Genomic DNA, 12,241 nt, shown 5'->3' on the forward strand with positions numbered 1-12,241 from the left:
ATGTACAAAGCGTATACATCGTTATAAATAATGCTCAACAATGAATATTTTCATCTTATTTAAGTTAAGATGTGAGCATTATGAAGAAGATAAAAATCGCCCTGTCCCTATTTGTGTTTTTCGTTAACTTACTAGTATTTGGTAGTGAACTCGATATTAGTATGCTTCCAGACAAGAGTGTCCAACCTGGAGAGGTTGCCATTCAGGTTCTGCCGATTAAGTCCCCAACAAATACAACTTATAAAATTTCGATTGAAAGCAATCAACAGTGGCGCGCCGAGGGCCCTGAAACTGTCGAGCTGATTGCAGGTGATCTGACTTACCTAACTTTCTATACATATACTCCAAGCTTCGTTGATGCGGGGACAATTCATGAGTTAAAAATTATTTTCACAAATATTGAAACTCAGGAAAAGATAGAAAATAGCATAAGCTTTGTTGTGGCAAAGAAGCGAGACCTTGATTTCTTTGATGCTGATCAAAATATTGAAACAAATAAGAAAAACCACACGCTTAATTTGAAAGTTAAAAATACTGGTAATGCAAGCGAGGTTTATCATTTTTCAATCAGAAACCTAACACCAGAAGTAAGTGTAAGCGTTAATAGCTCCCCTATTACTATTGCAGCTAATGAGGTGAAGCTTCTTCCAGTTAGAGTTAATTTTAAAAATAGTACTTCGACATATGCAGCATTCGAAGTTAATGCCAAAGTTGGTGGAATCACAAAATTTCAAAAGAAGTTTCAGGTTAAATTTGTGAGCTCTGCTAATAATCAAGACCGTCAAGGAAATTACCTTGATACAACACTTACCATCACAAATGATTATATGAGTGTCGAAGGAAGAGACTCCAACCTTAGCTCAGTCGTTCTAAACTCAAATGGTGCCCTATCAGATTACGTTTCTTTATCTAGCTATGTGCAGGCCAATATGGTTAACGGACAAGCACAGGATGCACGTGGGACTTTTCACTTTGATGGTGACAGCTGGCGCTTTAGTGCTGGGAATAACGTCGATCTTGACGTGGATACAAATGTTGGTAACGAGGCCCGTGATGGTGTCGCTTATACAAGAGATATTCTTCCAAACTTAAAAGTTGGAACACTTGTGGGTGTTGACGAAAATGATGAATTTAACACTGCGGCCATGGTTCAATATGATCCAAGGCCAGGACAGCGTACATTTGTAGTCATTAATCAAAACTCGGATTCAGGTGAAACATCTGGATCAATTGGGTATCGTGGAAATTTTAACCCAAATGATAAGCTTTCATTTGCACCATCCCTTACAATTTCAGATGATCCACAACGTGGAGTCATTCAAGACTACCGTACGGCCGTTCGTTATATGGTGAGAAACAACCTTCCAATTGCTATTTCATCTGGTTATCGAAAGGATCGCTTTCAAGAAGTCATTTATAATAACGCTTCCCTTTCTTATGACTTTGACGGAGTGCTAATTGAGCTTAGTCGTAATGACGAGTTAGATCGAGATACTTTTGCAACAAATGAGCAAAATAGACAACACCGTAGTTCAAATCAAGTAAGAGTAAGCTTTCCAATGGGTGGTGGCCTTTCTGCAAGTGTTAACTACCAAGATCATACTAGCTCAACTGTGAAAGAGCAGAGAAAGTTCATTACCTTTGCTTATCAAAACAAACAATTATATGCGGCAATGAGAGCTGGTATTGCCAGCAAGAATTATACTGATGGCAATATTCAGGACTATACAAATGAGCCATTTGTCTCAGTTGACTTAAGCTATAAAGCGCCGAAATTTACGATTAGATCACACGTTGAATATGAATCATACGGTGATGACTCATATCGCACGCGCACAAATATTGGAATTGATTATAATATCGACAATAATCACTTCAATGGAAATGCCTACGTAAGAATTGGACACGATGAAGGCCAAAGAAGAGATTATGTTACTCAGACAGAAACTGATCTCGATTATATTGAAGCTGGTATCCGTACAGGAACAGATAGTAACTACTCTTTTGAGATCTATACAAGAGCAGAAGATAACCACCAATACGATGATATTGACTATCAAGTCGGAATTCGTTTTCAATACCGCTTTGGAGCAAAAACTCCAAGAAAAGTTGAAGACGCCTTTGGTGGAAAACGTACCGGAAGTATTGCTGGTCGCATCTGCATCGATCGCAACTTAAATGGAACTTGTGAAGACTTTGAAAAAGGTGTTGAAGGCCTAAGTATTTATAGCGTTACAGGAAGTGCAACAACAGATAAAGATGGAAAGTATCTAATTAATGAGCTCAAGCCGGATATTGATCATATCTCCCTTATAGAGCGACAAGTTACGGCCAAATCACTTGAGTCGTCAGAGTATTATAAAGGAACAAAAGTTCTTAAGAATCAAACGGTATACGTTGATTTTGCTCTTAAAGAAATCTCTACTATTAATACATTCTCTTACAATGATATCAATAAGAATGGACGTTATGATAAAGATTTCGATACACTTATAGGAGATATTACTTATCAGCTAATCGATGAAAATAATGAAATCATCCCTATTAGTGGTAAGTCTTTAAATACAATTAATTATTCACGTCTTCGTAATGGACAGTATAAATTGAGTGCAGTAGCAAACTCTTCTATTTACAAAGATATTCAAAAGGTAGTTACTCTTGATCTTCCTAGAGACAATATGCAAACCGTGACATTTGGTTTTGAGCTAATTGATGTGGATACACTTCCAATCCAAGACTTAATCATTACAGAGTTTGACAATAGCATTATTAGTGCACCTAAATTTAGCGCACTTCTAACTCTCGATTCGGCAGAAACTGAATATAATATTCTCTCAAATATTTCGGTAAAACTTGATGGTTATCAAGTTGATATCGAAACGCAAGAGGTATATTCCGGCCTGTGGGATATCAATCTTGACCTTAAAGATCTGATCTCATTGATAAGTCAAAAAAATGAGATCACGATTGACATTGAATTAGAAAATGAAAACGGTAAAAAACTACAAATCAAAAGAGTTAGAAACCTCTTTTACAATAATTAGAAGGTCATAAAAGGTCATAAAAGGTCATAATAATGAAATACTTTTTAACACTCATTCTACTTTGTGCAAATCTTACAACTTCAGCTTGCCTCGTCCTCCAAAAAGACGACAATGGCAAGAAGTCTCACCCAGCAATCAAGCACTACCTTGAAGGTGGAGATAAGAAGCGTGAAATTGTTGTTAAAAATGTGAGTGATGAGACATGTCAGTTCACAATCATTAAGACAGAACTTATCCAATCAAGAGACGGAAGCTATAGTTACCTCCCTTACAAAATTGGACAGGATATAAAATTCTCACTGGCACCCTTTATGTCTCTTCTTGATGAGAGAGGAAATGAAAGCTTTGCCATTGAGCAAAGCCTGGCCCCTGGAGAAACAAGACACTACGGCCTTCAAATTAATATTCCAGCAGCTCAAAACATAGGAAGCTTTCAGGCCGGCTACAAAATTGATTATCTAAATGGATCAACGTCTTTTATCGTTGGAGAAATTTACTATTCAACGATACAGACACAAGTATCACCACAGTTAAGATTTTTAAAATTTGATAAAAAGAAGAAGAAACTTGCTTATGCAGTTGCCAATAAAGGTAATGCATACACTTTCTTTACAATGAATCTGATCTACACAGACCCAATGACTGGCTTTGAATCACGCGGGGTTGTGGATGAAGACCAGCTCTATCTTTTCAAAGCAAATATTAGAAACCACTTACTTCCAGGAGGAAAGACAATTCTTTCGGAAATAAGTTTAAAGTCACATATTAGAGGACTAAAGAAGCAATTTGCAGAACAATTCCCAGGTCAGGAATTCCCTGAGGTGTTAAATCTTACGGCCATTCCTCTCTATGGCATTGACTACGAAAATTGGCAAAATCATAAAAATATACCATTAGGATTAAAATCAGTAATGATTCAAACTAATTAATTTACTTAAGGAGAAGACATGAAATTAATTAAACTTGCAACTCTTGCGACAGCTCTTAGCTTCAGCACTTTTGCAGCAGACTCAACAGCAAATGGATCAATCACACTTTCAGGTGGATTCTCACCAAAAGTTAATAGTGTATCAATTGCACTAGTTGACTGCGGACAAGATGTATCTTTTAACGACTGTGATGCGACTCTTGAATCAACAAGTTTTGGAACACATACGCAAGATGCATCACTAGCTCTTGGAAATTTAGATGGTGAATCGAATGTAAGGTATGTGAAATTTGAAATCAAATCAAAGATGCTACTTTTCAAAAATGACTACCTAAAGATCTCTAAGTCACTAACTTCATCTGCGAATGATGTATCAGTAGCACTTGAAAAAATGATCTTCATTTCAGCTGGTCTAGGTTCTTACGGACAACAAACTCTTGGTGCAGGAAGTGCAACTCTTGCAGCAGGTGATATTATGGTAGACACAAAGAAAGATATCACTGACGTAGCGTCTGAAGTTTACAACTCAGCAGGGGCTAATCCAGGTGTAGCAAACGCAAAAGTTCTTTCAGCTCTAGTTGATAATTCAGCACTTACAGTAAGAGGAATTATTTCTCTTGAAGCAGGTGACGAGGCAACATCAAGCGATTTTTCAGCAGTGATCAACGTTGCTTTCACTGGTGTTGATGGGAACGAAGCACCTTAATGATTAAAAGCATAACTCTCACATTCTCACTGCTTATTGCTGTTAGCATCTACGCGACTTGTAATATGAGTGGCTCTTTTGGATGTGAGAGTTATACAGATAATGGCCTTAATGGACTTGTCCTCGATCCGTGGCAAGTTTATGAAGGCCGCTATTCTTGTGCATCATGGTTTAGCTCAAACTATGACTACGACATTGAAGATATTAGTGTACAAGCAGGTATGGCCATTGAAATAAGCTTCAAAACAGATACAAGCGATGAACTTGATATTAAGGCCATCACATCTAATGGAATTAGACACTTCCAACGCATCAGAAACCAAGTTGTCTATGATGCTGTGGATGGAGATCGTTGGTATTGGCAGACATACCGTCATACTTTTACAGGAAAATCGACAACACTTAGACAGATAAGGATGAGAATCCCGTCTTTTACTAATATTGATGATTTTGAATGGATACTTGGAAATGGATCAGGTGGAATCTCTGATGGACGCTATCTCCAGTTAAAAGATCAAGCACATTTTAATTATACAATTTCTGAAGAAGACTTATTCTCACCTGTTCCTAAAGCCTGGAATCTGGAGTTTGAAGGTGTCTTTGGTGCAAATGATGAGGCCCTAATAAGCTTGGCCCCTCGAAGTATTTCCCCTTTCTACTTTCCAAATTGTGACTCAATTATCGACTCACTTATTGTCGTGGCACCTAGTGAAAGTGGTGGAGATTCATTCTCAATAGAATGTGAAGAAGTCCCTTTTCCCCTCACATCACGCCTTCCCTATCTTAAAATTAAGAATAACACAGCAAAGAGTTATTGCTCGGCCATTAACTTTTCAATACAGACTCACTTTAACCTATCAATTTCAGATGATATCCAATCAACTGACTACGTCGAAGTATTTGATATCATTACTGAATTTAAGTAAGAAATTATTTCAAACAATGACAGCTTCACTTGCTTAATCTTGAGCAAAATGGGATCTAGTAAATCAATTTAGAAATATAAATAAAAGTGAGGAATATATGAAAAAAGTACTTCTAGCTCTAGTATGTCTACTAACTCTTAACGCACAAGCTGGTATCTCTATTGGACTACCTCCAGGTATGAGCATGCCTGACTTTGATGCAATTGAAGAGTCTCAGCGTGTATTTGCAGAAACTGTTGAGGAACTTATGGCAAGTGATGAAGTAAAGGCCATCGTTGAAACAGTTGAAGATGACTATCTTGCTGCATGTATCGCTCAACCGCAAAAGGCATCTGCAACTCTATTTAATGTTTACCTTCGTTACGAATGTGAGGGTGCAACAGATGTTAAGCTTGTCATTGCAGCGAAAATGAAAAAAGGCGTTGTAAAAGTTAAAAACTACAAAGTTAAATTCTAATTTTAAAATATGAAGGTCAGCTAAGCTGGCCTTTTTATTTGCCCTTTTAATTATATTAATGTAATTAATACGAAAATTTACCCAAGGGAGCTACACCATAATGTGGCTGAGAAGAGCGGATTTGGCCGTCAAACCTTTTAACTTGATCCAGGTAATGCTGGCGTAAGGAGACTCAGATGAAAATACTGATATTAGTATTTATTTCCCAACTAACATTTGCACAAACAACTTCGGCCAATAGTGACGATGCTATTTATATTTACGGCCTCTTTGAAAAGAAAGAATATTATAGCGACGCTAATAGTACATCTCTAAAGACGGCCAAAGACTTTTCACAAGAACAATCCACTGATTTGAGTGAATCATTTAAATCCGTTCCTAACCTTAATATGGCAAATGGAAGCTCACGTTCTAACTTTTTCCAAATTAGAGGAATTGGCGAGAGATCGGCCTACGAAGGTATATCAAACTACTCAGTAGGGCTGATGGTTGATGAAATCGACTACACTGGTGTTTCAGGAACAACAAATCTAAATGGTATTAAGCAATTAGAAGTTTACAAAGGGCCTCAGGCCACACGTTTTGGGCCAAGTGCAATGGCGGGAATGATTCATCTAAAGTCTCAAGACCCGACGCAGGAATCGAAGTTTAAAACATATCTTTCATATGAATCATTTAATACTTGGGAAGAGAGCATTAGCTACTCAGGTATGCTTAATCCTTCGACAGGGCTGACACTAAGTCTATCTAAGAGAGACAGTGATGGCTTCATGGACAATGAATACCTCAAACGCAACGATACAAATGGCCAAGATGAATTAAATATTCGTGCAAGCCTAGTTAAAGACTTTATCGATTCAACTCTTACTTTTGGGCTTCACTACTTTGACAAGGCAAACGGTTATGATGCCTTTGTGCAAGATAATGGCCACACAACTCGTTCAGACAAACCAGGAAAGGATAAGAGTGAAACTCTTGGCCAGTACCTAAAATACGAAAAGGATCTTAGTGCAAACTTAACAAGCACAACAATTCTTACCCACTTTAAAAATAACTCATACTATAGCTATGATGAAGACTGGGGTAATAACCCTTACTGGAATACAATCCCTGGTTGGAATGCTGATTACGACTACAATATTGAATTCCCAAGAAAGCGAGAAGACTTTACTCTTGATCAGCGACTCTCATCAAAAAGCAGTACTATCGGTGTTTATCTAAAGTCATCAAATGAAGATTTTAAAGAAATAGGATATGAAGATTCAGCGGTTAGAAAAAGTATCGATGGAGAAGTCGACACTAAACTAGTCTCAATCTATGCCGAACAAACGAAAGACCTAAGTAAAACAGTTGAAATAAATTATGGTGGCCGTATCGAATATCGCAATGTCGAATTTGAAGTGCAAGAAAGTGGAACAGAAACAAAACTTTCACCAGAAGATTTAATGTATGGCCTAAATATTACACTATCTAAGAAAGGCCTACTAGGAGATCTTGCCTACTTTAAACTATCTAAGGGGTATAAGCCTGGTGGAATCAATACACAGTCGGCTGTCCCGGATACACGTAAAGAATTTAGACCTGAGGATCTTTACTCATTTGAACTTGGTCAAAAATATCATTTAAAAGAAAAAGGGATTTCACTAAGTAGTTCTCTCTTTTTCATGTACCGAAACAATGCACAAGTAAAAACATCATTTCAAGATGATCCAATGGACCCTAGCTCATTTACTTTCTATACAGATAATGCGGCAAGTGGTTTCAATTACGGAGCAGAGATTGAAGCGGCCCTGACTAAGACCTATGGCCTAAGTGTTAGCTCTGGACTAGGCCTTCTAGGAACAAGGTATGGTGATTATAATATCGGAACTAGAGATCTCGATGGTAGACAGATGCCTCATGCTCCAAATTACCAAGTAAACATTAATTTAAATTACAAGTACAAGAACGGTATGTATTGGGATATCAATTTCTATGCATCTGATGATTTTTATTTTTCAAACTCTCACGACTTAAAGTCAACGGCCTATCAATTAGTTGATACGAAAGTTGGTTATCGTTATAAGTCTTTAGATATCTCAATTTGGTGCAAGAATATCTTTGATGAAACATATTCACTTCGTGGTTACTATTTCGCCAATATGCCTCCAGCGTGGCAAAACGACCTCTATACACAAAAAGAGGCACCACGTAGCTATGGCATTAGTGCAAGCTATGAGTTTTAAAGATAGTCCTTGTTAATGCCATAGGCATTGAAAATATGATCATCAGGAGTATGACGATAGAGTTTAAGCTTATTTCTCTCTCGATGTTGCGAAATATATTCTTCGTAACAATCATTAGCTTCTAAAACTTGATTCGTGAATATGCCCTGTTGATCAAAAGCGAAGCGCTCAGCACGATATGCGTGTTGGGCGCGGTTTCTTTCTTTTAATTCATAGATTTCATACATTTTAGAAGTCTCATAAGGTGATAGCTCTTTCATTGGCTCTATATCAAGGCCAAATAATCGTTGAAAGTCTTTAAATGTATTATAATAAATCATATCAACTTCGTATTCTTGTGGAATTAGCTCGTCTAGAGCATGAGTTGCTTCATGAACAAAGAAGTGCGCAACAAGGCCCAGCTCATCTTCAAGGCCAATGAAAATTGTTGGAGTCTCCATTGTGAAATCAAAGAGTGCTGAAGTTCTTTGAGATAGTCCTCGACGTTGCCTTTCATATTGCGAGAGATTTTTGATCTTTAGCTCACCTGTTTCTAAAAGAGGCTTGATCTTATTGATAACATCCTTACCCTTGCTAGTCGTCGACACTAATGCGAACAAATCATCTAGTTGGTAATTTGTTTTATTTAAGTCGAAATTACGGTCTCCACGTCTGATGGAACACTTTGCAACCTCTAGCTTTTGATTTTGAGAACGATGGCGATATGTAGGATTATGATCGATATCAGGGCCAAATCCCCCCATGCCACCTAGGCCTCCAAACGAAGCAAAGAGATTCAAGTTGATTAGTGTTAATGCAAAGTATTTACCCATAATATTCTTCCTTTGAGCACAGATTAACACCTAAAAAACACAGAGTGTCATATTTTGAATATACTTCATTGCTGACTATTAGTTATACATATTTCGGATACTTAGCTTAAATAAACAGGCCTAAAACTAGACGAATTATGATGATTTGACTAAAACTATAGAATAATAATTTAACGTAAGAGAGATTTATGGGAAGAAAATCAGCAAAAATTGCGGCCAAAAAAGGCGCAGCAGACAAGGCCCGTGGACAGGTATTCACGAGAGCACTAAAAGATGTATTCTTAGCTTCTAAAAGTGGAAGTGGCGATCCAGAAACAAACTTTCTTCTAAAGGTTGCGATTGATCGTTGTAAGAAGTTTAACGTTCCAAAAGACAATATCGACCGTGCGATCAAAAAAGGTCAAGGTGGAGATGGTGTCGGTTATACAGATATTAATTATGAAGGCTATGGCCCTGGTGGCGTTGCCGTATTCGTTGAAGCTTCAACAGATAATAATACAAGAACAGTAGCAAGTGTAAGAAGTTACTTCAATAAAGTTCAAGGATCACTTGGGCAAACTGGATCACTAGAGTTCGTTTTCAAAAGAGAAGCAAATTTCTTAGTTAATGAAGAAAATGTATCTGACCACGATGAATTTGAACTTGAAGTAATCGATGCTGGAGCAGAAGATATTACACTTGAAGATGGTGTATTTGAGATTATTGCACCAGTAGAGTCATTTGGAGATATCCAAAAGAAACTTCAAGAGATTGGAATCACACCTGAAGAAGCAAGGCTTGAGAGAGTTCCACTTAATCACAAAGCAATTGATGATGAAGACACATTAAAGCAATTTGAAAGATTAATTGATCTACTTGAAGAAGATGACGATGTCGTAACAGTTTATCACAATCTAGAAGAAAGTGAGGAATAGATGAAGTATTTAATTATAACACTCGTCGCACTAATGGCCAATGCTGGTGACTTCAAGGTTGAAAAAGATCTTGCAAAGAACTTATTTCTTTCTCTTGAATCAACTGTAGCACCAGATTGTAGTGGAAAAAAGTGTCTTATCGAGCTTGACCAAATCCTATGTACGGACATATTCAAAAGAACGAAGTGTACAGTTGGTGCATTTTCAAATGGTGATATTCTTGTAAAAACAGTAAAAGGAAATGAGGCCCAAGATATTTTTGATGCCTTATATGATATCAATGAAGCGACTTGTTCTTCGGATAGAAAAACTTGTGGAACTCACTTCTACAATGTAACTTGTGAAGAAAAATCAAGATTAGTTTTCAAATCATATAAATGTCGTTTAAGTGACCTTAGAAAGTAGAATATAGAAGGGATCCATAGGATCCCTTTTTTTATCAATGAAAATGTCATTAAAATCTAATTCCGGCCCCAATATAGAAATTATATCCACTTTGATCAATTTGTTGGGAAACGCCACTTTCATGTGACATCGGAGCGAGGACATAATCTCTTTGCTCAACACCTATTTGAAGAAAGAAGTTATCCCAGAAGACGGCCTTGGCCTCAAGTGAGACACCATAAGAGTAACCACCAATATCATTAAAGTGGTTCTCTTCGTATTTTTCACCATTATAATATGTCTTCGTATCTGAGTAGACGTGCACAAGTCCGACACTGGCCCCAGGGCTTATTTCAAAACGAAAGCTAGGTGTATCAACTAAACGAATCGCATATTTCATCCCAAGCTGAATATCATTTAATATTGTTACATTCTTTGCTTCATAGACATCATAGCGGTCATCTTCTAAAAGGCCACCTTCTGTTACGCCAACATGTCGACCTGACATATTATAGCGGCGATAAGTATCAGCTAATTCAATACTAAAATTTTGTGTAACTAAGTATTCAATTGTGACTTTATGGCCTTCTTTAAATTTTAAGTTCTCTTCAAGGTAGTGATTAAAGTCTTCATCGTAAACGTCATAGACGGATTCACCATCTCGCGAAACATTATACGAGGTGTCCATTTCAGATCGATTGAGCTGTGAATAAGAAATAACAAATCGTTTTCGAATACCATCCAGTAATGACTCATCATCTAATTCAAGCTCTTTAATATCAATTGGCTTAAAGATAGCATCGCTATCCCCAACAATTTCATTTAAGTGAGCATGATTGATATTTAGGTTTTCCCCAAAAACATAAGAGCTAAATAATAAAACTGATAATAATACTTTCTTCATATATGGCCTATTTAAAATTAGTAAAATTCTGGAAGATCTAATTCTTCTTCTACATATTCATCATATTCTTGATCACCTTTCTTCGTATCAACTTCATACGACTTCCCAAAGAAGAATTCCTCCATATCAAAGCGGTATTGGTAAGTTAACATGAATTGAGTCTCATCAACTTGGCGATTTCCCTTTCCATAATTTTCATCAAATTCATTGCGCTTAACTTTAAATCCAAAGGTATGCTTTGATTTCTCACTTGGCCTGTACTCAATACCGGCACCATATTCATTTCTTTGATAGGTATAACTAAATTTCTTATCTTCTGTTTTAAAGCTTCTTTCATCACCTTGCTTATAGTAGCCATAGGCCCTAGCACGCCCATCTCCTATTTTAAAGTGGATCTCCCCTGTTGCTTCTATATCTAAGTTAATTGAGTCTTGATTATACATTCGCTTATAAGAGCGTCCTAGGTTGCGCTCATCTTCTTCGTTGAACTGATGAATACTCCATGTATCACTGGCCTTAGCAACACCAGAGAGAATAATTGTTGCGCCATCATCGAGAACAAAAGCTTTTCTGATAACTAAGTGAGCATATTGAATACTCCCATGCTGACCGATAGATTGATGAAGTTTCTCATACCTCGCCCCTAAGGCCCTTAGAGCAATCTCAACTCCACCAAACTCTTCTCTTTGATATCTTTTTTCAAACTGCATCCAGTCCAATTCGGAGAGCTCTAACTCCCCATTACTATCGGCCCTAAAGGTAAGAGTAACAGGGCCTTCATCTAGACTTGCGTCTTTATACCAATTACCAAGATTTGTTTTCACCCCGGCCTCAACGCCGTATAAATCGTTGGCCACAACAGAGGTTGTGCTTGAGCATAGAAATAGCGTACTTATAATCGTTAAGTTTCTTAGAGATTTCATCATATATTTAACTAAGCA

Annotated in this window: 11 protein-coding genes and 1 riboswitch; of the genes, 8 read left to right on the plus strand and 3 right to left on the minus strand. The window is 37.3% G+C overall.

Features of this window, described 5'->3' with window-relative positions; genetic code table 11:
• Positions 1–80 precede the first annotated feature (80 nt).
• The 6 genes from ABMA78_RS13985 to ABMA78_RS14010 all read left to right on the plus strand — a co-directional run bounded on the left by ABMA78_RS13985 (position 81) and on the right by ABMA78_RS14010 (position 8,286).
• Positions 81–3,044, plus strand: coding sequence for a hypothetical protein (locus tag ABMA78_RS13985; protein WP_392860916.1), 2,964 nt, complete (start codon positions 81–83; stop codon positions 3,042–3,044).
• Positions 3,045–3,076: 32 nt separating this feature from the next.
• Entirely contained in the window at positions 3,077–3,973 is an 897-nt protein-coding gene (locus ABMA78_RS13990; RefSeq protein WP_392860918.1) for a hypothetical protein, read from the plus strand.
• Between the two features lie 18 nt (positions 3,974–3,991).
• Complete coding sequence (locus ABMA78_RS13995; RefSeq protein ID WP_392860919.1) at positions 3,992–4,678, plus strand: hypothetical protein; 687 nt, start codon at positions 3,992–3,994, stop codon at positions 4,676–4,678.
• On the plus strand, positions 4,678–5,604 hold the full coding sequence (locus ABMA78_RS14000; RefSeq protein ID WP_392860921.1) for a hypothetical protein: 927 nt from the start codon (positions 4,678–4,680) through the stop codon (positions 5,602–5,604). Before ABMA78_RS13995 ends, ABMA78_RS14000 begins: the two co-directional genes overlap by 1 nt.
• Before the next feature lie 97 nt (positions 5,605–5,701).
• Positions 5,702–6,061 carry a hypothetical protein gene (locus tag ABMA78_RS14005; RefSeq protein ID WP_392860922.1) on the plus strand — a complete coding sequence of 120 codons (360 nt, stop codon included), beginning with the start codon at positions 5,702–5,704 and terminating at the stop codon, positions 6,059–6,061.
• A gap of 73 nt (positions 6,062–6,134) precedes the next feature.
• A riboswitch (TPP riboswitch) is annotated at positions 6,135–6,247 on the plus strand.
• Positions 6,238–8,286: a TonB-dependent receptor gene (locus ABMA78_RS14010; RefSeq protein ID WP_392860923.1), complete on the plus strand. Its 2,049-nt coding sequence runs from the start codon at positions 6,238–6,240 to the stop codon at positions 8,284–8,286. Its footprint overlaps the riboswitch before it by 10 nt.
• On the opposite strand, the gene ABMA78_RS14015 is transcribed toward ABMA78_RS14010, so the two are convergent.
• Positions 8,283–9,098, minus strand: coding sequence for a hypothetical protein (locus ABMA78_RS14015; protein WP_392860925.1), 816 nt, complete (start codon positions 9,096–9,098; stop codon positions 8,283–8,285). The genes ABMA78_RS14010 and ABMA78_RS14015 overlap by 4 nt on opposite strands.
• 188 nt (positions 9,099–9,286) lie before the next feature.
• On the opposite strand from ABMA78_RS14015, the gene ABMA78_RS14020 reads away from it, so the two are divergent.
• Positions 9,287–10,012, plus strand: coding sequence for a YebC/PmpR family DNA-binding transcriptional regulator (locus ABMA78_RS14020; RefSeq protein ID WP_021266654.1), 726 nt, complete (start codon positions 9,287–9,289; stop codon positions 10,010–10,012).
• Positions 10,013–10,417, plus strand: coding sequence for a hypothetical protein (locus ABMA78_RS14025; RefSeq protein WP_392860927.1), 405 nt, complete (start codon positions 10,013–10,015; stop codon positions 10,415–10,417).
• Between the two features lie 49 nt (positions 10,418–10,466).
• Here ABMA78_RS14025 and ABMA78_RS14030 read toward each other — a convergent pair whose 3' ends face one another.
• Entirely contained in the window at positions 10,467–11,300 is an 834-nt protein-coding gene (locus tag ABMA78_RS14030; protein ID WP_392860929.1) for a hypothetical protein, read from the minus strand.
• A gap of 17 nt (positions 11,301–11,317) precedes the next feature.
• The gene (locus tag ABMA78_RS14035) at positions 11,318–12,226 is read right to left on the minus strand and encodes a hypothetical protein (protein WP_392860930.1); all 909 of its coding nucleotides are present in this window, start codon (positions 12,224–12,226) and stop codon (positions 11,318–11,320) included.
• Between the last annotated feature and the right edge of the window lie 15 nt (positions 12,227–12,241).

Origin of the sequence: Halobacteriovorax sp. RZ-2 (assembly GCF_043196685.1) — a bacterium.
Lineage (GTDB): Bacteria > Bdellovibrionota > Bacteriovoracia > Bacteriovoracales > Bacteriovoracaceae > Halobacteriovorax_A.